This is a genomic window from Sphingomonas sp. Leaf357 (genome assembly GCF_001423845.1).
Taxonomy (GTDB): Bacteria; Pseudomonadota; Alphaproteobacteria; order Sphingomonadales; family Sphingomonadaceae; genus Sphingomonas.
This window is the reverse complement of record NZ_LMPM01000001.1, coordinates 1,234,423-1,260,274: the sequence shown is the minus strand read 5'-3', so window position 1 is coordinate 1,260,274 and position 25,852 is coordinate 1,234,423. Positions and strand designations below refer to the sequence as shown.

The following is a 25,852-nucleotide window of genomic DNA, read 5'->3' as shown; positions in this document are numbered from 1 at the left end:
GGGTCAGGCCTCCAGCGCCGCGAGGCTGCGCGTACGCGCATCCTCGGACGTCACGATGTCTTCGCGCGAGATGTGGAACTCGCGGTCGTAGTTGAAGCTGTGATGGATCGCGACGGCGACGATGCCGATCAGGCTGAGCCCGGCGAGCCACCACACGTACCAGATCAGCGCCACGCCGCACACCGCGCTCAACACCGCCAGATACAGGCCGGTCGGCGTGTTGCGCGGCATCAGGATCGCGCGGAACCCCTCGGTCGGACGCGTATGATTGCGGCTTTTCATGTCGTACCACGCGTCGAGATCGTGGATCACCGGGGTGAAGGCGAAATTGTAGGCCGGCGGCGGCGAGCTGGTCGCCCATTCCAAGGTGCGCCCGCCCCACGGATCGCCGGTCGCGTCGCGCAGCCGATCGGTGTTGCGATCGCGAATGCTGACATAGAACATGATCAGCTGCGACAGGATGCCGAGCGCGACCAGGAACGCGCCGAACGCCGCGATGATGAACCAGATCTGCAGGCTCGGATCGTCGAAGTGGCGCAACCGGCGCGTCACCCCCATCAGCCCCAGCACGTAGAGCGGCGTGAACGCGAACCAATAGCCCGCGACCCAGAACCAGAAGGCCAGCTTGCCCCAGAATTCGTCGAGCTTGAAGCCGAATGCCTTGGGAAACCAGTAGGTGATGCCGGCGAACATGCCGAACACCACGCCGCCGATGATCACGTTGTGGAAATGCGCGACCAGGAACAGCGAATTGTGCAGCACGAAATCGGCCGGCGGCACGGCGAGCAGCACGCCGGTCATGCCCCCGACGGTGAAGGTCAGCATGAAGGCGACCGTCCACATCATCGGCAGTTCGAAGCGCACCCGCCCGTGATACATCGTGAACAGCCAGTTGAAGATCTTCGCGCCCGTCGGGATCGAGATGATCATCGTCGTGATGCCGAAGAAGCTGTTGACGCTGGCACCCGACCCCATCGTGAAGAAATGGTGCAGCCACACGAGGTAGGACAGGATCGTGATGACCACCGTGGCATAGACCATCGAGGTATAACCGAAGAGGCGCTTGTCACTGAATGTCGAGGTGACTTCGCTGAACACGCCGAACGCCGGCAGGATCAGGATGTAGACCTCCGGATGGCCCCAGATCCAGATCATGTTGACGTACATCATGGGGTTGCCGCCCATGGTGTTGGTGAAGAAGTGCGTACCGAGATAGCGATCGGCCCCGAGCAGGGCGAGCACCGCCGTCAGCACCGGGAAGGCGGCGACGATCAGGATGTTGGTGCAGAGCGCCGTCCAGGTGAAGACCGGCATCTTCATCATCGTCATGCCCGGCGCGCGCATCTTGACGATCGTCGCGACCAGATTGATGCCGGACAGCAAGGTGCCGACCCCGGCGACCTGCAACGCCCAGATATAATAATCCACCCCCACGCTCGGCGATGCGTCGATCCCCGATAGCGGTGCCATCGCGAGCCAGCCGGTGGTGGCGAATTCGCCGACGAACAGGCTCATCATCACGATCGCCGCGCCCATCGCGGTCATCCAGAAGCTGAAATTGTTGAGGAACGGGAAGGATACGTCGCGCGCGCCGATCTGCAGCGGCACGACGAAGTTCATCAGGCCGGTGACGAACGGCATGGCGACGAAGAAGATCATGATCACGCCGTGCGCGGTGAACACCTGGTCGTAATGGTGCGCGGGCAGATATCCGTCGTTGGCGCCGAACGCCATCGCCTGTTGCAGGCGCATCATGATCGCGTCCGAAAAACCGCGCAGCAGCATGATCAGGCCGAGGATCATGTACATCACGCCGATCCGCTTGTGATCGACGGAGGTGAACCATTCGGTCCACAGATACCCCCATACCTTGTAATAGGTCAGCACCGCGATCAGCGCCGCACCGCCCGCCGCCACCGCCAGGAACGTCATGACGACGATCGGCTCGTGCAGCGGCAGCGCATCGAGCGTGAAGCGCCCGAACAGGATCTTGAGAAGCTCAGGGGACATGATCGGCCTTAGCGATGATCTGGGTGAGTGGCGGGATCGACTGGCGTGGAGGCGGCGGGCGGACGGGCCGATTTGCCCAGCTCCTTGGGATCGCGGAGCAGCGCGCCTTCCGTCTCGTTCGGCTTGGCATTGTCGTTGGTCGGCGCGGGCATCGCATGGCCCATCGTGCCGCCCATCTTGCCCCGCATGTCGTGCGCCATCGTCTCGGACATGCACTGCGTGCCGGGCACGACGCACATCTGGACGATACGATCGAACAGCTTCGGCTCGACCGAGGACCAGCGCAGCGGTGCGACGTTCTCGGTCGGACGTTCGATCGCGCGATACGCCTTGGCATCGATCAGCCCGCCGCCGACCTTCGTGCGCGCGACCCAATTCTCGAACCCGGCCTCGTCCATGCCCGCGACGGCGAACTTCATGCCCGAAAATCCCGCGCCGCTGTAATTGGCGGAGAAGCCCTCGAACCGCCCGGGCGTGTTCAGCACCGCGTGCAGCTTCGTCTCCATGCCGGGCATGGCGTAGATCTGCCCGGCGAGCGCGGGGACGTAGAAGGAGTTCATGACCGTGCTCGAGGTGATGCGGAAACGCACCTCGCGGTTCAGCGGCAGGACCAGCTGGTTGACGGTGGCCACGCCCTGTTCGGGATAGATGAACAGCCATTTCCAGTCGAGCGCGACGACCTGAATTTCCAGCGGCTTGGCGTTCGCCGCCACGGCCCGGCCCGGCGCGATCCGGCCGAGCCGGCGATAGGGATCCAAGGTGTGCGTGCTGATCCAGGTGATCGCCCCCAAAGCGATGACGATCAGCAGGGGCGCGGCCCAGATGACCAGTTCCAGCCCCGTCGAATGGTCCCAGTCCGGCTTGTGCTCGACCTTCGTGTTCGATGCGCGGTAGCGCCAGGCGAACAGCACCGTGAGGGCCATCACCGGGATGATGATCAGCAGCATCAGCCCGGTCGACACGAGCAGGATGTGCGCCTGCTGCCGCGCGACGTCGCCGGCGGGATCCAGCACCTGCATGCCGCATCCGCCGAGCGCGAGGAGCGCCAGCGGCGCGATGGTGCCCGCAAGACTGCGGCGAAGGCGGTTCGAGAACATCCTCGCCGCCTACGCCCGCATCCGGCACATCACGATTGGACAATTTGTCCTATGCCCATCGGCGGCGATCCCGCGCTACAAGGCCGGATCGAATTTTAGGACGGAACCGCCGGATGGCCACCAACGCATCCTCGAGCCAGATCGAGCACGATGCCCGCGCGATCAACACGCACGGCGATCACCAGGTGCATCCCGGCGAGATCGCGATCGGGGTGATCATCGGGCGCACGTCTGAATTCTTCGACTTCTTCGTCTATGCCATCGCCTCGGTATTGGTCTTCCCGCAGATCGTGTTTCCCTATCTTGATCGCCTGACCGGCACCTTGTGGTCGTTCGCGATCTTCGCGCTGGCGTTCGTGGCGCGGCCGATCGGGTCGCTGATCTTCATGGGCGTGGATCGCAATTACGGGCGCGGCATCAAGCTGACGATCGCGTTGTTCCTGCTCGGCACCTCGACCGTCGCGGTCGCGTTCCTGCCCGGCTACGCCCAGGTCGGCGCGCTGTCGGCGGCGATCCTGTGCGTCCTCCGTATCGGCCAGGGCATCGCGCTGGGCGGCGCGTGGGACGGGCTCGCCTCGCTGCTCGCGCTGAACGCGCCTGAAAAACATCGCGGCTGGTACGCGATGATCCCGCAACTCGGCGCGCCGCTCGGCCTGATCGTGGCGAGCGGGCTGTTCGCCTATTTCCTCGCCAACCTGTCGTCGACGGATTTCCTCGACTGGGGTTGGCGCTATCCGTTCTTCGTCGCCTTCGCGCTCAACGTCGTCGCCTTGTTCGCGCGGCTGCGCATGGTCGTCGCGCCGGAATACGACACCTTGTTCCGCAACCAGGAATTGCGCGCCTCGCGCGTCACCGCGACGATCCGGTCGGACGGCTGGAAGATCGTCGTCGGCGCGTTCGCCCCGCTCGCCAGCTTCGCCCTGTTCCACATGGTCACGGTGTTCCCGCTGTCCTGGGTGGTGCTGTTCACCGCCGAGACCGCGCCGCGCTTCCTGATGGTCGAGATCGTCGGCGCGACCGTCGGGCTGCTGGCGATCGTCAGTTCGGGCCTGCTCGCCGATCGCTACGGCCGGCGCTCGGTGCTCGGCGTCTCGGCGGCGGCGATCGCGGTGTATAGCGGCTTCGCCCCGCAATTGCTCGACACCGGCGAGGTCGGCGCGGCGGCGTTCATGATCATCGGCTTCGCCCTGCTCGGCCTGTCGTTCGGGCAATCCTCGGGCGCGGTCGCCTCCAGCTTCTCGACCGAATCGCGCTATACCGGCTCGGCGCTCGTATCCGATCTGGCGTGGCTGTTCGGCGCGGGCTTCGCGCCGCTGGTCGCGTTGCTGCTCGCGACCCGGCTCGGGCTGCTCGCGGCCGGGCTGTACCTGCTGTCGGGCGCGATCGGCACCCTGGTGGCGCTGGGCGTGAACAAGAACCTCGCCGGCCGCTAATCGCGATAGCGCAGCGCTTCCACCAGCAGCGAAAACGCCGCCGAAGGCTGACGCCGGCTCGGATAATAGAGGTGGTAGCCCGGAAAGGACGGGCACCATTCCTGCAGCACGCGCACCAGCCGCCCGTCGCGCAGATGCTCGCTCACCGCGCTTTCCATCACGAAGCCGAGGCCAAGCCCGCTCGCGGCCGCGCGCACGATCATCGTCGAGTTGTTGCAGGCGAACTGCCCCTCGACGCGGACGCGCAGCTCGCGGTCACCCTGCTCCAATTCCCAGGCATACAGACCGCCCGAACTGAGCATGCGCAGGTTGATGCAATTGTGCGCGGCCAGATCCTGCGGCGTCAGCGGGGCCGGGTGCCGCGCGAAATAGTCCGGCGACCCGACCACCGCCATCGTCATGTCCGGGCCGATCCGCGCCGCGACCATGTCCCGCGCCAGCGCCTCGCCCAGCCGCACCCCAGCATCGAAACGGTCGGTCACGATATCGGTCAGGCTGGAATCGATACTCAGTTCGACCTGCACGTCGGGATAGGCCGGCAGGAAGCGTTCGAGCGCCGGCCACAGGATCGTCGTCGCGGCATGTTCGGACGTGGTGATACGGATCGTGCCGGTCGGCCGATCGCGCAGATCGCCGAGCGACATCAGTTCCGCCCCGATACTGTCGAACGCCGGCCCCAGCGTCGCCAGCAACCGCTCGCCCGCGATGGTCGGCGCGACGCTGCGCGTCGTGCGCGTCAGCAACCGCACGCCGAGCCGGGTCTCCAGCCGCCGCACCGTATGGCTCAGCGCCGATTGCGACGTGCCCAGCCGCGCCGCCGCCCGCGTGAAGCTGCGCGCCTCCGCCACGGCCATGAAGGCGTTCAGGTCGACCAGGTCTTCGCGTTGCATCCACCGACCCTAAAGGGCGTTCCCACCTTCGTCACCCCGGACCTGTCCGGATGCTGTGCTCCGTATTCGTCATTCCCGCGAAGGCTTTCCCATGAACATGATAATCATTCGCAACAATATTGAAATCGCCGCCCAACCCCGCTAGGCGGCGAACGTGACTCGCCACGAACCCATCACCGCCGCGCCCGCGCGCAAGCCGAAACGCAGATGGCGTGGCTGGTGGCTGAAGCAGTTGCACACCTGGCACTGGATGAGCGCCGCCGTGTCGCTGATCGGCATGCTGTTGTTCGCGATCACCGGCATCACGCTGAACCATGCCGCATCGATCGACGCCACGCCGGTCGTGGCCGACAAGGCCGGCATGCTGCCGCCCGCGCTCCTGCCGCAGTTGAAGACGCCCGCCGCCGGCGACGCCCCGCTGCCCGCGCCGGTCGCCGCCGCCGTGAAGCAGGCGGTCGGCCTCGATCCCGCCGGCAAGCCGGGCGAATGGTCCGACGCGGAGGTCTATGTCGCTTTGCCCCGCCCCGGCGGCGACGGCTGGGTCAGCATCGATCGCACCAGCGGCAGGATCACGTCCGAAAAGACCGATCGCGGCTGGATCGCCTATCTCAACGATCTCCACAAGGGCCGCAATTCGGGTGCGGCATGGAGCTGGTTCATCGACATCTTCGCCGTCGCGTGCGTGCTGTTCACGCTCACCGGCCTGTTGCTGCTGCAACTCCATGCGCGGCACCGCCCGACGACCTGGCCGATCGTCGCCGCCGGGCTGATCGTGCCCGTCCTGCTCGCCATCATCTTCATCCACTAAGGGGATCCGTCATGCGCGCATCGAATCTGGTTCTGTTGAGCGGCGTCCTCGCCGGCCCGGCGATGGCGGGCACGATCACCGTCACCATTCCGGCGCAGAAGGTCGCCGAATATCACCGGCCATACGTGGCGATCTGGCTCGAGCCCGCCGGCGGCGGCACGGCGCGCACGATCGCCCTGTGGTACGAGACCAAGAAGACCGGCAAGGAGGCCGGCACCAAATATCTCGCCGATCTGCGTGCCTGGTGGCGCAAGGGCGGACGATCGATGACGGTGCCGGCCGACGGCATCAGCGGCGCGACGCGCGCGCCCGGCCAGTACAGCGTGAAGCTGCCCGACAATATCAAGCCCGGCCAATACGTGCTGAACGTCGAGGCCGCGCGCGAGACGGGGGGGCGCGAACTCATCACCCTGCCGCTCACCGTCCCCAACCCCGCCGCGCGCGGCTCCGGCAAGGCCGAGCTTGGCGCCGTCACCGTTTCCGCCCGCTAAGAGGACCGATCCCATGAAGCGCTTCACCGCCCACCTGCTCGCCGCCGCCGCCTTGGTCTCGGTGCCCGCGATGCTCTCCGCCCACCGCATGTGGATGCTGCCCTCGGGCACGGTCTTCTCCGGCCCCGACGCCTGGGTGACGATCGACGCCGCCGTGTCGAACGACCTGTTTTTCGCCGATCACCAGCCGCTTCGGCTCGACGGCGTGAAGGTGTGGCAGCCCGATGGCAGCGAGGGCAAATTGCAGAACGCATCGACCGGTCGCTACCGGTCGGTGTTCGATATCGAACTCGACAAGCCCGGCACGTGGAAGGTCGGCACGGCGATGTCGAACGTGATGGGCAGCTTCACGGTGGACGGCGTGGAGAAGCGCGTCGGCGGTCGTGGCGGCCCGCCGCGCCCCGGCATGCCCGCCCTGCTGACCATCGCCGACATCCCCGCCAACGCCACCAACGTGAAGATCGCAGAAGTGTCGATGCGCAACGAAGTGTTCCTCACCTCGGGCGAACCGACCACGAAAGTGTTCGCGACGACCGGCAAGGGCCTGGAATTCGCGCCCGTCACCCACCCCGACGAACTCGTCGCGGGCGAAACGGCGAAGTTCAGGTTCCTGATCGACGGCAAGCCCGCCGCCGGCCTGAAGGTGACGGTGATCCCCGGCGGCAAGCGCTATCGCAACGCCGAGGGCGCGATGGACCTGACCACCGGCGCGGACGGCATACTGAGCGTAAAATGGCCGACCGCCGGCATGTACTGGCTCAACGCCACCGCCACCGACGCCAGGACCACCACCCCGCGCGCCACCGAGCGGCGCATGAGCTATATCACGACGCTGGAAGTGCTGACGCCGTGATGCCCGCCTCTCGCCGTTGACACGCCCCCGGCGAAGGAAAGATTCGTCATCCCGGACTTGTTCCGGGATCCACCGTGCCAAATTCTCTACCGTCTTTGAATGTGCTGCACGGTGGACCCCGAAACAGGTCAGCGCTTATACCTCTTGAGCAAGTATGAAGCCGTCATCCCCGCGAAGGCGGGGATCCATAAGCTCTGACGCCGTTTATGAAGCGAAAGGTAAGCCAGTATGGATTCCCGCCTGCGCGGGAATGACGAATACTCGTTCGAAGGGGATAAGCACCGACGCGTTCCGGGATCACGATGTTGGTTCTTGGGTGCGCGAGCAGAGGATCAGTCCGCGCATGCCGATCGCCTCTGAAACCATTGCGCCGAGGATCGCCCTGCCCGCGACGATCTCCCCGGCGGCATTCGACGGCCTCGATCCGACCACCACGATCACCAATCTCGGCGGCGAGGCGATGGGAACGTGCTGGAACGTCCGGGCCATCCTGCCGCCGGGGGTAACGGCCGCCAGTGTCGACGCCGCGATCGTCGCCCGGCTCGACAAAATCGTTGCCGAGATGAGCCATTGGTCGCCGACCTCATTGCTGTCGCGCTTCAACCGTTCGGCCGGCGGACGCTGGGCGACGCTCCCGCCCGATTTCGCGCACGTCATATCCGAAGGGCTGGCGATCGCGAAGGCCACTAGCGGCGCCTTCGATCCCGCGATCGGTTGGCTGGTCGACCTGCACGGCTTCGGCCCCGAACCTGCCGATCGCGCCCCGACTGCCGCTGAGATAGCTGCCGCACGTGAGTCATCCGGCTGGCACCGGCTGACCTTCACGCCCGCCGACCGCCGCCTGCACCAGCCCGGCGGCCTGTCGCTCGATCTGTCGGGCATCGCCAAGGGCCATGCGGTGGACGCGGTCGCCGATCTGCTCGGCACATTGGGCATCGTGCATGCACTGGTCGAGATCGGCGGCGAACTGGTCGGGCGCGGCGTGCGTCCCGACGGTCAGCCATGGTGGGTCGATCTCGAAACCCCGCCCGGCCAGACCCTCGCGCCGATGCGGATCGCACTGCACGGTCTCGCGGTGGCGACCTCGGGCGATTACCGGCGCGGCAGCCACACGATCGATCCGCGCACCGGCTGGCCCACCGCCAACGGCGTGGTGTCGGCGAGCGTCATCCATATCTCCGCGCTTGCCGCCGACGCCTGGGCGACGGCGCTCACGGTGCTGGGGGCTCGGGATGGGATGGCGCTGGCGGGCGAGCGGGGACTTGCGGCGCGGATCCTGACCCTGGGCGAGGGGGGAATTCTAGAGCACATATCTCCGGCGCTGATTGCGATGCTCACCGAAAACTGAACTCTCCCAACTGTCCCAAACCCCACTACCCGTTCGCCCTGAGCTTGTCGAAGGGCTGCTTTTTTCTTCGTGCCACCGGAATTGTCCAACGAAGAAAGAACAGTTCTTCGACAAGCTCAGCACGAACGGGTTTGGTGCAGGGATTGCCCCCAACCCAAACCATCGCCACCACCCCGCCAATGCGCACCAAGATCTTCTTCGACGGCGGCTGCCGCCCCAATCCCGGCGCGATGGAGATCGCGGTCGTCATTGCCGGGCAGGCGCACGTCGTTCCCGACCTCGGCTTCGGCACGAGCATGGACGCCGAATGGCTCGCGCTGATCCACGCCGTGCGCCTCGCGCAGCATCACGGACTGACCGATTTCGTCCTGCTCGGCGATGCCGCCGCCGTGATCGGGCAGGCCAATGGCACGGTCAAATGTCGCGGCGTCGGCCGTACCCACATGCCGGCATTCCGCGCGCTCGCCGAAACCCCGCCGCGCGTCCGCTACATCAAGCGCACGCAGAACCTCGCCGGGATCGCGCTCGACCGCCTGCACGACCGCTGATCGTGCAGGCGATCGTTTGGCCTTATCGCCCTACCGAGGCCATCAACTGCTCGGGATAGCGCGCCCCCTCGACGTCGATGTCGGACAGAGCGTGGGCGATCCCGCCCAGATCGGCCTCGCTCAGTACGAGGTCGGCCGCAGCGATATTCTCCTCGAAGCGATGCAGCTTGGTCGTGCCCGGGATCGGCACGATCCACGGCCTCTGCGCCAGGAGCCAGGCCAGCGCGACCTGCGCCGGCGTCGCGCCCTTGTCGCCCGCGATCCGCTTGAGCAAGTCGATCAGCGCCTGATTTGTCTCCATCGCCTCCGGCGTGAAGCGCGGCAGCGTCTTGCGGAAATCGCCCTCGCCGAACCGCGTGTCCTTGCTCATCGCGCCGGTCAGGAAGCCACGACCGAGCGGGCTGAACGCGACCAGGGCGATGCCGAGTTCCTCGCACGTGTCGAGGATACCGTTGCTTTCCACGTCGCGCGTCCACAGCGAAAATTCGTTCTGCGTCGCGCTCACCGGCTGCACCGCATGCGCCCGGCGCAAGGTCTGCGCGCCGGCTTCGGACATGCCGAAATGGCGCACCTTGCCCGCCGCGATCAGATCCTTGACGGCGCCGGCGACATCCTCGATCGGCACGTTCGGATCGACTCGGTGCTGATAGAACAGGTCGATCGTCTCCACGCCGAGCCGCTTGAGCGAGGCATCGGCCACCGCCCGGATATGGTCGGGCCGGCTGTCGGTGCCGACATTCTTGCCATCGACGATGTCGAAGCCGAACTTGGTCGCGATCGTCACTTGATCTCGCACCGGTGTCAGCGCCTCGCCGACGATTTCCTCGTTGGTGTACGGCCCGTAAGCCTCGGCGGTGTCGAAGAACGTCTCGCCGCGCTCCACCGCCTGGCGGATCAGCGCGATGCTCTGGTCGCGGCCGAGCGCCTGGCCGTACGCGAAATCGAGCCCCATGCAGCCGAAGCCGATCGCCGAAACCTCCAGCCCGTTCCTGCCCAATACGCGCGTTTGCATGGTCGTATCTCCTGCATCGTGTTCCGATGCGCCGGAGATAAGTGTGCGACGATGCCGCCATTAGACCGCACGATCGGCATGCCGTCATATCCGCGGTTCATCAATGCCGCGGAGTGATCCGGTCTATTCGGCCGTGACCGACGCGCTCAACGCTCGGATCGCGGCATAACCCTTGGCGTTCGGATGCACCCCGTCCAGCGTCATCGCCGGCTGCATCGCGCCCTCCGGCGTCGCCAACAGCGCGTGATAATCGACATAGGTCGCGCCGACCTTGGCCGCATAATCCTTCAGCCACGCATTCATCGCCCGCACCTGCGGCTCCGGGGCCAGCGCCGGCCGCCACGGGAATTTCAACGCCGGCGGTACGGAGGCGAGCACCACGCGGATATGGTTCGCCTTCGCCAACGTCACCATCGCGACGATGTTGTTCTGCACATCGCCGAATGTCTGCGGCCCGGTATTCCCGGCAATGTCGTTGGTCCCGGCCATGATATGCACCATCGCCGGCTGCAGCGCGATCACATCTCCTTGAAATCGCAGCAACATTTGCGCGGTCGTCTGCCCGCTGATCCCGCGGTTGATCCGCCCGGCGCTGAAGAATTCGGGATCGGCCAGCCCCCACGCCTCGGTGATCGAGTCCCCCATATACACGACGCGACGCCCCGACGGCGCCAACTTCGCCACCTTCCGATTTTCCGCCCGGTAATGGCACAGATCGGCCCAGTCCCGCCCCTTCATCGCGTCTTGCGCCGCTTTGTATGCGGCCATGTCGGCGGCCGGCGGCGGCACCGGCTTCCCCGCCAGCAGCGAGCGAAAATAGTCGAGCATGGAGGCAGGCCTGACCGGCGCGCCGACGCACGGATCGGCGACGATGCCGACCGGTGCCCCGTCCTGCGCGAAGGCCGGCGCGGCGATCAGGGCCGCGGCGAGAAGCAGCGGGCAGGCACTCATGCCGCCTTGTCGCGCTCGGCCGCGCGGGCGGCACAGGTCGCGATGAAGCCGGCCGCCATGAAGTTCGCCATTCGCGCCTTCACCGCGGCGAAATCGTCCGACCGGCACAGGCCGTGCGACAATTTGTCGATCCGCCCGGTTCGCGCCAGCGTCAGCATCAGCGCGCCGGTGACGAAATGATAGCCCCAGAACAGGTCTTCCTCCGCGCACTCGGGCAGCGCCAGCTTGAGCAAACCGATCAGTCGCAGCACGACCACGTCGAAATGCGTATCCATCAGTTCCGCGCCCCATTCCGGCGTGTTGCTGATCAACGCACCGAGCGCGCCATACCGCCGCCAGCCATCGTCGGACTGGCTGTAGAGATCGAGATCGGTGTCGAGATAGGCGTGCAGCGCGCCCTCGACCGTCGGCTTGCCGCCGCATTCCTGCTCATAGGCGGCGAGCGCGGCCATCCGACGTTCGGTCGTGATCGGCGCGCGGCGCGCGATCACCGCATCGAACAGCGCCTTCTTGTCGTCGAAATAATAATGCAGCAGCGAGGTGTGGACGCCGACGCGCTTGGCCACGTCCTTCAATGTCACGCCGTGCAGCCCGCCTTCGGAAAACAGATATTCCGCGGCATCCAGAATCTGTTCGAGACTCTCGGCGCGCTGCTCGGCCTTGGTCCGCCGGGGTTTCTCCGCAATCTTCGTCATCGATCCTCCGTCGGCGGGCGGGCGATCATATCGCGCTGCAGCGAAATTGGCACGAGACAAATCGTCCGGGCGTGTCGGGCGGCGATCACGCCGTCCGACACGCCCGATCGGATCAGAAGGTCTTGGTCACGCGGATGCCGTACTGGCGCGGTGCCGCCGCCAGGCGACGGATACCATTCAGCGAACCGATATAATGCTGGTCGGTCAGGTTGGTGCCGTACCCCGCGATCGACCAGTCGCCGCGCATCGCCAGCGTCAGCTGCGCGTTCAGGATGTTGCGCTCGCCCAGATAGTCGCCGAGCTGCGGCTTCTGGAACAGCGTGCCCCAGACCGCCGAGATATGCGCGAAATCAACCCGCGGCGTGAGCGTGACGCCGTCGCGGACGGGGATCGCATATTGAGCGCCCGCACTCAGCGTGAACTGCGGCGAGTAGCTCTGGCGTCGACCACCCAGATCGATACAGCCAGACGCCGACGCCGGACCGGTCACGGGATCGCAGGTGCCGGTCGTCCCAAGCCGCGGATCGCGGGCGAAGAACTGTCCGACTTCGGAATGCGAGATCGAGGTCGAGAAATCGAACTGGAAACGGTCGAACGATCCCTGCGCCGAGGCTTCGAGGCCGTAGAGCTTGGTCGCGTTGGGCACGTTGAAGATCGACGTGTAGTTCGGCGTGGCCGGATCGACGATCGTGACCTGGAAATTCTTGTAATGGTTGTAATAGCCGCCGATCTGCGTGCGCAGATGGCCGTCGAACAGCGTGCCCTTGTAGCCCAGTTCGTAGTCCGTCACCTTCTCCGGCACGAACCCACGCGGCGTCGCCCCGAACAGATTGGCACCGTTCAGCCCGCCCGCTTTCGTGCCGGTGGCGACGAAGGCGTAGAAGAAGTTGTTCGGATCGACCGTCCAGTTCAGCGCGACCTTGCCATCGACATTCTTGTTGGCGTTGAAATCGTGCTGCGTCAGCGTCACGGGGACGTTCGTCGGCCCCCCGAAATTGAGCAGGATCGGATAGTTCACGTCGTTGCGCGAGGTCGTGCGCGACCAGCGGCCGCCGACGGTGAGCTGCAGAGCGTCGGTCAGCTTGTAGCCGACCTGGCCGAACGCGGCGAGCGCGGTGTGCGGGTTGGTGCCTTCGATGCGCAGCGAACGCAGCGCGCCGGTCGTCGCGATCGACACGTACCCGTTGCCGACCGGGAAATCATATTTGTCGTATTGGTAGTAGCCGCCGACCAGCCAGGTGAACCGGCCGGTATCGGGCGACACGATGTTCAGCTCCTGCGAGAAGATCTTCTCGTTGGCGAAGTCCTGGAACGTGTTGCTCGCGGTGCTGGTGCCGTCCGCATCCAGTTCCTCCTGCGTCGTTCCCTTCTGATAGCCGGTGATCGACCGCAGCGTCAGGCCGCTGTCGAACGTATAGCTGACGTTCGCCGAGATGCGCCCGAACTCGTCCTGGCCGGACAGCGGCGCATTGCTGGTGACGAAGAACGGATCGCTGGTGTTCAGGATCGGTGCCGCCGCCGTGCCGAAATAGGCCGGCGTATTCGGGAAACCGCCATAATTGATCTTGTTGTAATCGCCCTTGATCAGCACGCGCAGATGCGTGTCGGGCTGCCACAACAGGCTCGCACGCCCGCTGATCGCATCCAGGTCGCCCGGATTGCCGGTCCACGGCCCGGTCACCTTGAAGAAGGTGTCGCGGCGTTCGTAATTACCGGCAAAACGCAGCGCCAGCGTGTCGCTGATCGGCAGGTTGATCGCGCCCTGAACCTTGGCATCGTTGTAATTGCCGTATTGCGCCAGGGCATAGCCCTTCACGCGATCGAACGAAGGGTTGGTCTCGGTGATGAACACCGCGCCACCGGTCGCGTTACCGCCGGCGAAGGTGCCCTGCGGTCCGCGCAGAACCTCGACCGAGGCGAGATCGTAATAGGGCTCGGTCTGGAAATATCCCGGGAAGGTCGCGACGCCGTCGCGATACGTGACGACGCCGACGCCGACCGAGCTGGTAATCTCGGTCTTGCCGATACCGCGGATGTTGAAGCTGTTGGCCTGGCCCGACGTATTGACGGTCAGCGAGGGCGTGGCGAACTGAAGCTGCTCGACCGTGCTGATGCTCTTGCGCACGATATCCTCGCCGGTCAGCACGCTCGCCGCGACGCCGGTGCGCTGCAGGCTGGTCGAGCGCCGCTCGGCGGTGACGACGATTTCCTGCGACAGGTCGTCGCCGCCCGTCGCCGCTGCGGCAGGGTCGGTCGTCGGTGCATTTTGTGCGTAGGCCGCGCCGCTGGTCATGCCGGCGCTGATCAATGCGGCAGCCGATACGGACAGCCAGAAACCCGTCTTCATGGAACCCTCCCAAAGTGTCGCACTCTTGGGTGCGTGATGCTGGAGATACAGCAAACCACCGCCGCGTCAACATTCATTCATTTTATAATCAGGATTATGTAGAGGTGTGGCGGCGGAGCCACAATTCACCTCCTTTTTGGGCATCGCTTGGCGATTTCTTCCTTCAAGGGGCTGATGACGTGAGGTTGAACCATCCCCTTTCCGTTCCTCGTGAGCCTGTCGAAGGACATGTTCCAAGCGCAGCCGGAGATTGTGGGACATGTGCCTCGCCAGGCTCAGCACGACGATTCTATTTGAAGCCGTCCCCGCAAAGGCGGGAATTCACGGGCTTCGACGCCGTTTCGAAAACGAGACGCAAGCCAGTCTGAATTCCCGCCTACGCGGGAATGACGGACATTTCTCGCAAGGCTGCAATCGATGTGCCGTATCGGATCTTGCCGGCCTCAGCCGAACTCCGCGCGCAGGGCTTTCTTGTCGATCTTGCCGGTGAAGGCGAGCGGCATGCGCGCGACCCGGATGATCTCGTCGGGCATCCACCAGCGCGGTACCCGGCCGTCGAGCGCATCCGACAATTCGGCGTCGCTGATCGACTGGTTCTGCCGTTCCTCCATCACGAGCACCGGACGCTCACCCCATTTCGCGTGCACGCGTCCGACCACCGCGACGAGTCCGACCGCCGGCAACGCGCCGACGATCGCCTCGATCTCGCCGGGGTTGATCCATTCGCCGCCCGACTTGATCAGATCCTTGGATCGTCCGGTGATCGCGAGGTTGCCGTCACCGTCGATGATCGCGAGGTCGCCGGTGTCGAACCATCCCTCCGCATCGGTCGCCGGTTCGTCATGCCCGAAATAGCGCTCGACCACGCTCGCACCCTTGACCTGCAACCGCCCCTCGACACCCCGCTGTTTCGCCAGCGCCGCCCCTTCGGCATCGGCGACGCGCAGATCGACCCCGACCGGCGGGCGGCCCGATTTGCCCGACAGGCGGGGCTCCGCGCTGGCCGACGCGACGGTGCCGATCGGCGACAATTCGGTCATCCCCCAACTCGTCTGCGCGGTGACGCCGAGACGCCGTTCGATCCGGTCCATCAACGCCTGCGGCACCGGCGATCCGCCGAGCAGCACGCGCTCGAGCGAGGGCAGTTCGCCGCCGGTCGCGTCGAGATGATCGATCAGGGCGAGCCATACCGTCGCGACTCCGATCGCGATCGTCACCTTCTCGCGCGCGATCAGTTCGGCCAGGCTCGCGCCGTCATTGTGCCGCCCCGGCAACACGAACCGCGCCCCCACCGCCGGCGCGGCGAAAGGCAGTCCCCAGCCATTGGCATGGAACATGGGCACCGCGGCCAGCACGACGTCGCGCGCGCCGAGTGCCATCATGTCGGCCTGCAGCACGTTCAGCGTCATCAGATAGTTCGAACGGTGCGTGTAGGTGACGCCCTTCGGAGCACCGGTGGTACCGGAGGTGAAGCACAAACCAGCCTCGGCATTCTCGTCGAACCCGCCCCAGGCCGCATCGGCCCCAAGCGTGTCGATCAATTCCTGCTGCATCCAGACGCGCGCGCGGCCTGCCACCGGCGGGGCCATCTCCGCGCCACCCGGTTCGTCCAGCACCAGCACATGGGCGATGCTCGGGCAGGCCGCGACCAGTTCGTCGGCGAGCGCCGCCTGATCCGGGCTGATCGCCAGCACGCGATCCTCCGCCTGGCGCACCATCGCGCCAAGCTGCTCCGCTCCGATGCGCGGATTGAGCGTATGGCACACGACACCAATACCGAGTGCCGCATACCAGCATTCCATATGCGCCTGACTGTTCCAGGCGAGCGTCGCGATCCGATCGCCGAGCGTCAGGCCGAGCGCGGCGAACGCACCGGACAGCAATTTGCTGCGCTCGCGGAGTGCAGCATAATCCACCCGTCCGGCGGGCGCGCCCGCGCCGCCGCCGGTGACCACTTCGGTCTGCGGATGCCATTTCGCGGCGTGATCGATGAACTTGTCGAGTGTCAGCGCGTACGGTTGCATCGTCAGTTCACCGCGCAACGAGCCGGCAACCGGCGTAGGATTTTCATGCGAAGTCTCCGGAAGCATCCTCACGGCGCAGGGCGCGAGCGAGAACGAGGAATAGGATGATGGCCAGGATGTAGAAGGGCACCAGGGTGTAGAAGGCGAGTTGCAGCGGATTGCCCGGATGGCCGGCGCGGAACCAGTCGCTCGCCGCGCCCAGCCAGGTCGGACCGAAGCCGAGACCGATCAGGTTCATCACCAGCAGCAGCAGCGCGCCGGCCAAAGTCCGTTGGTTCGCGGGCACCGAATTCTGCACCAACGCCACCGCCGGCGAGAGATAGAAGTAATTCAGGAAGGTCGGTCCGGCGAGGAACAGCATCGCGATCGGCCAGGTCGGCGCGTGGACGAAGCCGATGAAGAACGGCACCGCCAGCGCGAGACCCACCGCCGGGATCAGCGCATAGGCGGTCCGCGTCTTCGAGGTCAGCCGATCGAGCAGCCAGCCCGAGAAATAGATTCCGGTGCTCACCGCGATCCCGAGCAGCAGCGCATACCAGATCGCGACCTCGCCCAGCGTCATGCCCTTTTCGCGCATCAGGAACAAAGTGGTGAAGTTGAGCGTGGCATAAGTGACGAACTGCGTTGCGCCCGATGCCAGCGCGACGAGGATCAGGATCGGTCGGGTGAAGAAGGCCCGCGCCGCCTGGCCGAAGCGCACCTTCTCCTCATCGACCGACGGCACATGGGACGGCGCCGGATCGCTCGCCCCGCGCTTCGGTTCGCGCACGATCAGCCACACCGCGACGGCCGCGAAGATCCCGACGATGCCGAGCGACACGAACGCGGTCCGCCAATCGTAGCGCGCGGCGATCGTCGCGCCGAACGCGACGCCCAGCGCCTGCCCGATCGGCGGCCCGAGGTTGAACAGCCCGAGCGCGCGACCGCGCTGGTCGATCGCGAAATAGTCCGAGATGATCGAATAGGATGGCGGCACGCCCCCCGCCTCGCCGACGCCGACCGCCATACGCGCCATCACCAGTTGCGGATAGCTCGCCGCCAGGCCGCAGGCGATCGTCGCCGCGCTCCACAACGCGCAGGCGATGCTCAATACACGCACCCGGTTGCCGCGATCCGCCATCCACGCGACGGGGATCGAAATGAAGCAATAGAAGACCGCGAAATACAGTCCGCCCAACCGCCCGAGTTGCCCGTCGGTGACGTGCAGATCGTCCTGGATCGGCTTGGCGAGGATCGACAGCAGTTGCCGGTCGAGGAAGTTCAGCACATAGACGAAGCACAGGATGGCCAGCACGACCCATTTGTAGCTGCTCTTGTCGCGTCCCGTGGCGGGGTCGCGCCGGGCCGTATCGCCCGCCATCGCTTCGCTCGTCATACGATCCTGCCCCCTGAAGATGACCTCTACGCTCTGACGGCGTGTGCAGGCTCTGCATGGCACCGACGCGGGGCATCTGTCAACGTTCACTAATTATCTAGTGAATATCATTCCGATCTGATATCGCCGTAACAGCGAGCCGGACCAACCGGCCGCGAATGGGAGAGCGATGGATGAGCGTATTGCGCCGATTTCCGGTCACGCTGCAGGGCTTTTACGCCATGCCGCTGCTGCTCGCCGCCTGTTCGCCGCACGCCCACGACTCGCAAAAATCCGACGTCGTGAAGGTCGTTCCCGCCGCGCAGCGCCCTGCCCCGCGCGCCGCGCCATCCCCCATTCCGCGCCCGACACCGACCGTCGCCCAGCCGATCCGCATGACGCCGCGCAAGACCTTCACTGATCCGCCCTTGCCGCCGGAACTGCGCGACGATGGCGGCCTCACGCCGCTGCCCCCGCCGCCACCCAAACCATAACAAGAGGAGAGGAACGATGACTCACGATACGAGCAAGATCATGCGACGCATCCTGCAACTGCTTGCACTGCTGATCGCCATCCTGACCGTCACCGGCACCGCACAGGCCGCGCCGTGTGCGACAAACTGCCTGAAACCCGGCGATTATCGCATCGTCACGCTATCGGGCGGCCTCCCGCGGTCCTACCTGATCCACGTGCCGGTCAGCTATACCGGCACCACCGCCGTGCCGCTGCTGCTCGATCTGCACGGCTTCACCAGCTACGCCGCCGATGAGCGCAAGTATTCCGGGCAATTGCAGCAATCCGACCAGCGCGGCTTCATCGCCGTATGGCCGGACGGCATCGCGCTCAGCTGGAACGCTTATGGCTGCTGCGCAGTTGGCGACGCCGCGAACGTGGACGATGTCGGCTTCCTGCGCTCGGTGATCGTCGCGATGAAGGGCCGCGCCAATATCGACGATACGCGCGTATTCGTCACCGGCATCTCCAATGGCGGCGGCATGGCGCAGCGCATGGCGTGCGAGGCGGCCGATCTGGTCCGCGCCGCCGCCTCCGTCTCCTTCCCGCTCAACACCAACACCTGCCGCCCGGCCAAGCCGATCGGCGTGACCGAGATCGCCGCCACCGGCGATGCGACCATTTCCTATTACGGCGGATCGTCATCGCTGCCGCCACTGCCGGACGACACCGCCGGCGTGCCCCTGGGCGTGCAGGGTGCGCGCGAAAGCTTGGCCGAGTGGAAGCGGATCGCCCATTGCAGCGACGATCTGACCCGGACCCAGCTTCTGCCCGACGTCCGCGTGGAAGAATATCGCACGTGCGACGGCGGCGTGCGTCAAGGCCTGGTCACGGTGATCGGCGGCAAGCACGTGCTGTACAGCAATTATGTCGGCCTGGGCTATACCGGCGACTATGTCGCGCCGATCGATGTCGCCAGCTACATCTGGCAGAACGTGTTCAACCTGTGATCCGATGACGCCCGTCCCCGTTCGCGGCCGCGGGTCGCGGACGGGGACGTCGCCGGCCTAGTCCAGCGCCGCGCGCATCGCCGCACCCGCCACGAACGGCGCGCCCGCCAGCAGCAACAGGCTGACCGCCGCGAGCAGCTTGACCGCCCCCGCCCCGCCCTCGATCGAGCCCGCGCCGAAAATCAGCAGCGGCACGGCGAGCGGCAGCATCACCAGCCCCGCCACCGCGCCCGCGCCGCGCACCCCGGCAACCAGGGCGGAGGTCGCCACCGCCAGCGCCGCCAGCCCCGGGGTGCCGATCAGCAGCCCGATCTCGACCGCCAGCAACGTCGCGCCGGACAGATCGAGCAACCCCGCCGCCGCCACCGCCGCCAGCATCAGCGGCGGGCCGAAACCCAACCAATGCGCCACGATCTTCGCCGTCGCGACGCTCGTCATGCCGACGCCGCGCACGACGAACTGATCCAGCACGCCGGCATCCGCATCGGGCGCAACCAGCCGTTCGACCGGCAACAGCGCCGCGAGCAAGGCGGCGGCCCAGATCACCCCGCCGCCGACCCGTGCCAGCAGCGCCGCGTCCGGCCCGATCGCGAAGGGAAACAGGATCGTCGCGAGCAGGAAGAACGCCACCACGAGCGTCACCCCGCCACCGGCCCAGGCGCGGCGCACGTCGCGCGCGATCAGGGCGACCGTCATCCCCATGACGACGACGCTCCAAGGTCGATATGCTGCGCAGCATGGATCGCGATCGGCGTGTGCGTCGCGACGAGCGCGATGCCGCCGCGCGCGCGGTGCACGATGATCGCCGCCTCCAGCATCGCCACTGCGCCGGCGTCCAGCCCGTTGGCCGGCTCGTCCAGCAGCCACAGATCCGCACCGCTCGTTACGATCCGCGCGAGTCCGGCGCGTCTGCGCTGCCCGGTCGAGAGCAATCGCATCGGCACATTGGCAAGCGCACTCAGATCGAATGCTGCCAGCGCCTCCTCGATCATATCCGCCCGCCCGTCGATCCGCGCCCAGAAGCCGAGCGCGCGTACCAGCGGCAGTTCCGGATCGAGCGCACTCGCCTCTCCCAGCAGGGCACGCGCCCCTCTCGCGCTGATCGCGCCGCGCATCGGGCGCAGCAATCCCGCAGCAAGACGCACCAGGCTCGATTTGCCCACCCCGTTCGGCCCGACCACCAGGGCCGCCCCGCCCGGTGCCAGCGTGAAGGACAGATCGGCGAACAAGACCCGCCCGCCCCGCGCGCACGTCACGCCATCGAACGCGAGCGCGGCGCTCAAGCGACCGCATCCTCCAGCGCGTGCATATCATCGTCCGAAAGACCGAAATGGTGGCCGATCTCGTGGATCATGACATGCGCGACGAGATCGTCGAGGCTCACCCCGGTCTCGATCCATTCCTCCAGGATCGCGCGGCGATAGAGGTGGATGCGATCCGGCACCGCGCCGGAATCGCTCGAGGATTTCTCGCCGACCGGGCGGCCGTGATACACCCCGCTCAAATCGAGCGGATGCTCGATACCGAGCGCCGCCAGAGTCTCGTCGTCGGCATAATCCTCGACGATCAGCACCACCTCGCCCAGGTGCGCGCGGAATGCTTCCGGCAATCCCTCCAGCGTGGCGAGCGCGATTTCCTCGATCGCCTGCGCATCCGGGGCGGTGAACGGTTGATCGGGCGCGGCCATGGCCCTAGCCATACGGCGAAGGCGCGCGCCGCGCCAGCAGGAGGGAAGCATGGCCATCGAACCGCTGAGCGAGGCCGAGCGCGCCGAGGCGCTGGATGCGCTGGACGAGTGGGATTACGACGAGGCCCGCGACGCGATCACCCGCACGATCACCTTCGCCGATTTCAGCGAAGCCTTCGGCTTCATGGCGCGGGTCGCGCTTCTGGCCGAGAAAGCGGACCACCATCCCGAATGGTCGAACGTGTGGAACCGGGTGGACATCCTGCTCACCACGCACGACGCGGGCGGCCTGTCGCACCGCGATGTCGACATGGCCGAGGCAATCGACGCTCTGGTCGATTGATATCACGAGCCAAGAGACCAAACCCCGTTCGCCGTGAGCCTGCCAAAGGGTAGGCGCTTCGCTTGGGCTTCGACAGGCTCAGCGCGAACGGGTTGGATCCCGCTCCCACCCCGCGTCATGTCGGCGCAGGCTGGGATCTTATGGAGGCGCGCGACCGGCCAGCCCCATAAAGCTCCCAGCCTGCGCCGGGATGACGGCGGAAGGTGGGAGAACTACCCCGCTTGCGTGCCGATCCCCCGCTTCATCATCTTGCGCAATTTCCCCGGCATCCAGCGCGCGGCGAACGCCATGCGGTGCGCGGTCTTGCCGACATAGGTGTGGAGCTTGTCGCCATGCACCGCCGCCCAGGCGGCCAGCGCGACATCTTCGGCCGAGGTCAATTCCAGGCCCGCCCCCGTCACCGTCTCGCGGATCGACCGGTTCGATCCACCGACCGGGCGGGTCAGCAACGGCGTATCGATGAAGCCGGGAATGATGTCGCGCACCTTGATGCCCACCGCGGCCCATTCGCCGTCCAGCGCCTCGGTCATCGCGCGCACGCCGAACTTGGTCGCGGAATAGGGCACGAGTCCGGACGAACCGTAGATTGCCGAGGCGCTCGCGGTATTGAGCAGGCAGGATCCCGGCGTCCGTGCGAGATAGGCGTAACCGATCCGCGCGCCGTTCAACGCGCCGACCAGATTGATCGCGATCACCCGGTCGATCTCGGCGAACTCCGTCTCGGCGAGCGGGCCGCCGGAGCCGATCCCGGCATTGTTGAACAGCACGTCGAGCCGCCCGCCGCTGGTGGCGGTGAACGCGTCGAGGCTCGCGACCCACGCATCGCGATCCCGCACGTCCATCTCGTACGTGCTGGCCATGCCGGCGGGCAGCAGCGCCGCGGTCTCGGCCAGACCCGCGACGTTGACGTCGGCCAGCCCGACCCGCCAACCGCGCGCCGCGAACACTTGCGCCGTCGCCCGCCCGATGCCCGATCCGCCACCGGTGATGAAGATCGCCTGCTGCGCTGTGCCCGTCATATCGACCTCCATACCGTCTATTCGATTGAACGCCGTGTGCGACACGATGGACGGTGGTTCAAGGTAGTTTTTCAGGAGTCCCGCCTGGTCCCAAACCATACTCCTTCATCGGGACACCAAACGCAAATCCCGTCTACGCCGTCATGCTGAACTTGTTTCAGCATCCAGGCGCGGTCAGCTGACCGACGGACAGGCTCCTTGAGGCGAGTGACCGCGCCTGGATCCTGAAACGAGTTCAGGAGACCGGAAGCTCATCGAACGAAGCACTACGCTTCACGTTTGACGCCGCCCACCGCCTCCCCCACAACCCTGTGTGATGCCACAGGATTCTCCCGGACCAGCGGTCGCCTTCACCGGCGTCACCAAATCCTATCCGGGCGGAACGCTCGCGGTGGACGACGTGTCGGTCGAGATCGCGGGCGGCAGCTTCGTGGCGCTGGTCGGCGCATCGGGATCGGGCAAGTCCACCTTGCTCAAGACGATCAACCGGCTGGTCGATCCGACCGCCGGCACCGTGACGATCGGCAACGAAGATGTGACTGTCGCCTCGACGCACGCGCTACGCCGCCGGATCGGCTACGTCTTTCAGAATATCGGCCTGTTCCCGCACATGAACGTCGCCGAGAATATCGCCATCGGCCTGCGCATCGCCGGTGGAAAAGCCACCGACGACCGGGTGGCCGAATTGCTCGTTCTGGTCGATCTGCCGCCCGATTTCGCCAAACGCATGCCCTCGGCCCTGTCCGGCGGCCAGCGCCAGCGCGTCGGCGTCGCCCGCGCGCTCGCCACCGAACCCGGCCTGATGCTGATGGACGAACCGTTCGGCGCGCTCGACCCCGTCACGCGCGATCAATTGGGCACCAGCATCCGGGCGCTGCACGACCGGCTCGGCCTCACCACGATCATGGTGACGCACGACATGGCTGAGGCGCTGTTGCTCGCCGATCGCGTGCTGGTGATGGAGCGCGGCCGGATCGTCGCCGACGCCACGCCGCGCGATCTGATCGCCGGCAAGGGCGGGGCGGCGGCGGATGCGCTGGTCGCGGTGCCGCGCGAACAGAGCCGGCGGCTGGCGGCGCTGGAAGCATGAGCCCTTTCCTCGAAGCCATGACCCGCGTGCCGGAACTGCTCGCCGCGCATCTGCTCGTCGCGGGGTCGGCACTGATCCTCGGGCTGGTCATCAGCCTGCCGCTGGCGGTGTGGTCGGCGCGACATTCCAATGTCGCGCGCGTGACCCTGGGGTTCGCCAGCCTGATCCAGACGATCCCTTCACTCGCCTTGCTGGCATTGTTCTACCCGCTGCTGCTGTCGCTTTCGACGCTCGTCGGCGGCGGCATCCCCGCTTTGGGATTCCTGCCCTCGCTGCTCGCGCTGACACTCTACGCGCTGCTGCCGATCCTGCGGAACGGCGTGACCGGCCTGACCGGTCTCGACCCGGCGGTGATCGAAGCGGCGGACGGCGTCGGCATGACGCCCGCGCAGAAGCTCCGGCTGGTGGAGGCTCCGCTCGTCGCGCCGGTCTTGATGGCCGGCATTCGCACGGCCGCCGTCTGGACGATCGGCGCGGCGACGCTTTCCACCACGGTGGGACAGCCGAGCCTCGGCGACATGATCTTCGCCGGATTGCAGACGCAGAATTGGGCGCTGGTTCTGGCCGGTTGCCTCAGCGCCGCCGCGCTCGCACTGGCGGTGGACGCCATCCTCGGCATCATCGAACACGGCATCCGCCACCGCCGACGGGCGCAGATCTGGAGCGCCGCCGCGATACTCGGGCTGGGCGTGGCGCTTGCGCTCGCTCCGCTCTGGCCGCGCGCCGGCGACGACAAGGTCGTTACGATCGGTGCCAAGGGGTTCTCCGAACAATATATCCTCGCCCGGCTGATCGGCCACCGGCTGGAGCGCGCCGGATACCGCGTGCGCTACCGCGAGGGCCTCGGCTCGGCGGTGGTGTTCGGCGCACTGAAAGGCGGCGATATCGACGCCTATGTCGATTATTCCGGCACGATCTGGGCCAACGAGATGCGCCGCAGCGACGTACCGGAACGCGTGGCGATGCTCGGCGGGATCGCGGATTGGGCGCTGAAGACGTCGGGCGTGAAGCTGCTCGGCGCTTTGGGCTTCGAGAATGCCTATGCCTTCGCGATGCGCGGCGACGATGCGAAGACGCGCGGCATCACATCGTTGGCCGATCTGGTGGCGGCCGCACCGGCCCTCAATTTCGCCGCCGATCTCGAATTTCTCGAACGGCCCGAATGGGCGGCGGTACGCCGCGCCTATCCGCTGAAGTTCAAGACCGCGCACGCCTACAACCCGACCTTCATGTACCGCGCGCTCGACAGCAAGCAGGCCGATGTGATCTCCGCCTTCTCGTCGGACGGCCGGATCGCGGCACAGCATCTCGCCGTCCTCTCCGACCCGCGCCGCGCGATCCCCGGCTATGACGCGATCCTCTTGCTGTCGCCCGACCGCGCGAAAGACGCCCGCTTCGCCGCCGCGCTCGCGCCGCTGATCGGCCGTATCCCGGTCGAGGCGATGCGTGAGGCGAATTACATGGTCGATCGCGACGATAGGAAGGCCAGTCCGGAACAGGCCGCGCGCTGGCTGGAAAAGAAGATCGGCCTCCCCGAATGACCCTGCGCGCCCGCCTGAAACGCCGTCTCGTCGGGGAGGTGCGCGCGGTGTTCAACGATCGCGCGAAAGGCGAACAACCCGTGCAACGCCGCGACGACGGTCTGTTCGGCCCGCAGTCCGCCGCCTGGGCCGTGCACGGCGATGTCACGACGATGATGGTCGGCGGCGTCGCGGCGCTGCTGTTGCAGATGCTCCACCCCGCGGTGCTCGCCGGCGTGTGGGACCATAGCGAGTTCCGCCACGACATGCTCGGCCGACTCCGGCGCACGGCGCGCTTCATCGCCGTCACGACGTTCGGCGCGCGCGAGGATGCGCAAGCCGCGATCGATCGCGTGCGGACGATCCACACCCGCGTCGCCGGTACATTGCCCGACGGCACCCCCTACCGCGCCGACGATCCGCGCCTGCTCGCCTGGGTGCATGTGACCGAGATGACGAGCTTCCTCGACGCCTGGCTGACCTACGGCAACCCGGCGATGTCGGCTGCCGATCAGGACCGCTATTTCGCCGAAACCGCCCTGATCGCCCGCGAACTCGGCGCCGATCCGGTCCCCACGACCAAATCCGAAGCGCTCGCCCTCATCGCCGAAATGCGCCCCGAATTGATTGCCGACGCACGCAGCCGGGAAGTCGCCCGCCTGGTCTTGTCGCAACGCGCCCCGAAGCTCGCCGCGCAACCGGTCCAATCGATGACCTTCCAGGCGGCGGTCGACCTGCTGCCGCGCTGGGCCCGCGAGATGCACGGCCTCCACGCCTCCACGCTTCGCAGACCCCTGGTCGCGGCCGGTACGCTCGGGCTGGCCAAGACGCTGCGCTGGGCATTCCACGACTGATCATCCATTCGGCG

At 66.4% G+C, this 25,852-nt stretch carries 25 protein-coding genes; 12 read left to right on the top strand and 13 right to left on the bottom strand.

Annotation, left to right across the window (positions count from 1 at the left end; all coding sequences use genetic code 11):
• Window positions 1-3 precede the first annotated feature (3 nt).
• A complete protein-coding gene (cyoB, locus tag ASG11_RS05910) occupies window positions 4-2,010 on the bottom strand; it encodes a cytochrome o ubiquinol oxidase subunit I (protein ID WP_156363678.1) in 2,007 nt (668 codons plus the stop codon).
• 8 nt (window positions 2,011-2,018) lie between these two features.
• Entirely contained in the window at window positions 2,019-3,107 is a 1,089-nt protein-coding gene (gene cyoA, locus ASG11_RS05905; RefSeq protein ID WP_055776385.1) for a ubiquinol oxidase subunit II, read from the bottom strand.
• A 113-nt stretch (window positions 3,108-3,220) separates the two neighbouring features.
• Here cyoA and ASG11_RS05900 point away from each other — a divergent pair, with 113 nt between their 5' ends.
• Entirely contained in the window at window positions 3,221-4,540 is a 1,320-nt protein-coding gene (locus ASG11_RS05900; protein ID WP_055776382.1) for an MFS transporter, read from the top strand.
• Here ASG11_RS05900 and ASG11_RS05895 read toward each other — a convergent pair.
• Window positions 4,537-5,430, bottom strand: a complete 894-nt coding sequence (locus tag ASG11_RS05895) for a LysR family transcriptional regulator (RefSeq protein WP_055776379.1) — start codon at window positions 5,428-5,430, stop codon at window positions 4,537-4,539. The two genes, ASG11_RS05900 and ASG11_RS05895, sit on opposite strands and share 4 nt — an antisense overlap.
• A 172-nt stretch (window positions 5,431-5,602) precedes the next feature.
• On the opposite strand from ASG11_RS05895, the gene ASG11_RS05890 reads away from it, so the two are divergent.
• From ASG11_RS05890 to ASG11_RS05870, 5 genes are all read left to right on the top strand, one after another.
• A complete protein-coding gene (locus ASG11_RS05890; protein ID WP_443024474.1) occupies window positions 5,603-6,238 on the top strand; it encodes a PepSY-associated TM helix domain-containing protein in 636 nt (211 codons plus the stop codon).
• Between the two features lie 11 nt (window positions 6,239-6,249).
• A complete protein-coding gene (locus ASG11_RS05885) occupies window positions 6,250-6,729 on the top strand; it encodes a DUF2271 domain-containing protein (protein ID WP_055776372.1) in 480 nt (159 codons plus the stop codon).
• Window positions 6,730-6,742: 13 nt separating this feature from the next.
• On the top strand, window positions 6,743-7,582 hold the full coding sequence (locus tag ASG11_RS05880) for a DUF4198 domain-containing protein (RefSeq protein ID WP_055776369.1): 840 nt from the start codon (window positions 6,743-6,745) through the stop codon (window positions 7,580-7,582).
• Between the two features lie 343 nt (window positions 7,583-7,925).
• Window positions 7,926-8,930: an FAD:protein FMN transferase gene (locus tag ASG11_RS05875; protein ID WP_236697400.1), complete on the top strand. Its 1,005-nt coding sequence runs from the start codon at window positions 7,926-7,928 to the stop codon at window positions 8,928-8,930.
• A gap of 179 nt (window positions 8,931-9,109) precedes the next feature.
• Window positions 9,110-9,478 carry a reverse transcriptase-like protein gene (locus tag ASG11_RS05870; protein ID WP_055776366.1) on the top strand — a complete coding sequence of 123 codons (369 nt, stop codon included), beginning with the start codon at window positions 9,110-9,112 and terminating at the stop codon, window positions 9,476-9,478.
• A 22-nt stretch (window positions 9,479-9,500) separates the two neighbouring features.
• On the opposite strand, the gene ASG11_RS05865 is transcribed toward ASG11_RS05870, so the two are convergent.
• From ASG11_RS05865 to ASG11_RS05840, 6 genes are all read right to left on the bottom strand, one after another.
• Window positions 9,501-10,490 carry an aldo/keto reductase gene (locus ASG11_RS05865; RefSeq protein ID WP_055776363.1) on the bottom strand — a complete coding sequence of 330 codons (990 nt, stop codon included), beginning with the start codon at window positions 10,488-10,490 and terminating at the stop codon, window positions 9,501-9,503.
• A 123-nt stretch (window positions 10,491-10,613) separates the two neighbouring features.
• The gene (locus tag ASG11_RS05860; protein ID WP_156363677.1) at window positions 10,614-11,441 is read right to left on the bottom strand and encodes a GDSL-type esterase/lipase family protein; all 828 of its coding nucleotides are present in this window, start codon (window positions 11,439-11,441) and stop codon (window positions 10,614-10,616) included.
• Complete coding sequence (locus tag ASG11_RS05855; protein ID WP_055776360.1) at window positions 11,438-12,136, bottom strand: TetR/AcrR family transcriptional regulator; 699 nt, start codon at window positions 12,134-12,136, stop codon at window positions 11,438-11,440. Before ASG11_RS05855 ends, ASG11_RS05860 begins: the two co-directional genes overlap by 4 nt.
• A gap of 112 nt (window positions 12,137-12,248) precedes the next feature.
• On the bottom strand, window positions 12,249-14,483 hold the full coding sequence (locus tag ASG11_RS05850; protein WP_055776357.1) for a TonB-dependent receptor: 2,235 nt from the start codon (window positions 14,481-14,483) through the stop codon (window positions 12,249-12,251).
• 443 nt (window positions 14,484-14,926) lie between these two features.
• Window positions 14,927-16,507 (bottom strand): AMP-binding protein, encoded by a 1,581-nt coding sequence (locus tag ASG11_RS05845; RefSeq protein ID WP_055780378.1) that lies wholly within the window; start codon window positions 16,505-16,507, stop codon window positions 14,927-14,929.
• 43 nt (window positions 16,508-16,550) lie between these two features.
• Entirely contained in the window at window positions 16,551-17,867 is a 1,317-nt protein-coding gene (locus ASG11_RS05840) for a spinster family MFS transporter (protein WP_201781284.1), read from the bottom strand.
• Window positions 17,868-18,055: 188 nt separating this feature from the next.
• Here ASG11_RS05840 and ASG11_RS05835 point away from each other — a divergent pair, with 188 nt between their 5' ends.
• Together ASG11_RS05835 and ASG11_RS05830 are read left to right on the top strand one after the other, a co-directional pair.
• Complete coding sequence (locus ASG11_RS05835) at window positions 18,056-18,355, top strand: hypothetical protein (RefSeq protein ID WP_156363676.1); 300 nt, start codon at window positions 18,056-18,058, stop codon at window positions 18,353-18,355.
• A gap of 16 nt (window positions 18,356-18,371) precedes the next feature.
• Window positions 18,372-19,325 carry an alpha/beta hydrolase family esterase gene (locus tag ASG11_RS05830; protein WP_055776349.1) on the top strand — a complete coding sequence of 318 codons (954 nt, stop codon included), beginning with the start codon at window positions 18,372-18,374 and terminating at the stop codon, window positions 19,323-19,325.
• A 57-nt stretch (window positions 19,326-19,382) separates the two neighbouring features.
• Here ASG11_RS05830 and ASG11_RS05825 read toward each other — a convergent pair whose 3' ends face one another.
• From ASG11_RS05825 to ASG11_RS05815, 3 genes are read right to left on the bottom strand one after another with little or no spacing between them, the layout of a single operon-like run.
• Entirely contained in the window at window positions 19,383-20,027 is a 645-nt protein-coding gene (locus ASG11_RS05825) for a heme exporter protein CcmB (RefSeq protein ID WP_055776348.1), read from the bottom strand.
• Window positions 20,018-20,608: a heme ABC exporter ATP-binding protein CcmA gene (gene ccmA / locus ASG11_RS05820; protein ID WP_055776346.1), complete on the bottom strand. Its 591-nt coding sequence runs from the start codon at window positions 20,606-20,608 to the stop codon at window positions 20,018-20,020. The genes ASG11_RS05825 and ccmA overlap by 10 nt, the downstream gene beginning before the upstream one ends.
• Window positions 20,605-21,012: a metallopeptidase family protein gene (locus tag ASG11_RS05815; RefSeq protein WP_055776344.1), complete on the bottom strand. Its 408-nt coding sequence runs from the start codon at window positions 21,010-21,012 to the stop codon at window positions 20,605-20,607. The genes ccmA and ASG11_RS05815 overlap by 4 nt, the downstream gene beginning before the upstream one ends.
• Before the next feature lie 49 nt (window positions 21,013-21,061).
• Here ASG11_RS05815 and ASG11_RS05810 point away from each other — a divergent pair, with 49 nt between their 5' ends.
• Window positions 21,062-21,355, top strand: a complete 294-nt coding sequence (locus ASG11_RS05810; RefSeq protein ID WP_055776343.1) for a 4a-hydroxytetrahydrobiopterin dehydratase — start codon at window positions 21,062-21,064, stop codon at window positions 21,353-21,355.
• A gap of 212 nt (window positions 21,356-21,567) precedes the next feature.
• On the opposite strand, the gene ASG11_RS05805 is transcribed toward ASG11_RS05810, so the two are convergent.
• Entirely contained in the window at window positions 21,568-22,374 is an 807-nt protein-coding gene (locus ASG11_RS05805) for an SDR family oxidoreductase (protein ID WP_055780375.1), read from the bottom strand.
• 316 nt (window positions 22,375-22,690) lie between these two features.
• On the opposite strand from ASG11_RS05805, the gene ASG11_RS05800 reads away from it, so the two are divergent.
• The 3 genes from ASG11_RS05800 to ASG11_RS05790 are packed head-to-tail and all read left to right on the top strand — an operon-like array spanning window position 22,691 to window position 25,838.
• Window positions 22,691-23,464, top strand: a complete 774-nt coding sequence (locus tag ASG11_RS05800; RefSeq protein ID WP_055776341.1) for an ATP-binding cassette domain-containing protein — start codon at window positions 22,691-22,693, stop codon at window positions 23,462-23,464.
• On the top strand, window positions 23,461-25,005 hold the full coding sequence (locus tag ASG11_RS05795; RefSeq protein ID WP_055776339.1) for an ABC transporter permease/substrate-binding protein: 1,545 nt from the start codon (window positions 23,461-23,463) through the stop codon (window positions 25,003-25,005). Before ASG11_RS05800 ends, ASG11_RS05795 begins: the two co-directional genes overlap by 4 nt.
• On the top strand, window positions 25,002-25,838 hold the full coding sequence (locus tag ASG11_RS05790) for an oxygenase MpaB family protein (protein ID WP_055776337.1): 837 nt from the start codon (window positions 25,002-25,004) through the stop codon (window positions 25,836-25,838). Before ASG11_RS05795 ends, ASG11_RS05790 begins: the two co-directional genes overlap by 4 nt.
• Window positions 25,839-25,852: the final 14 nt, after the last annotated feature.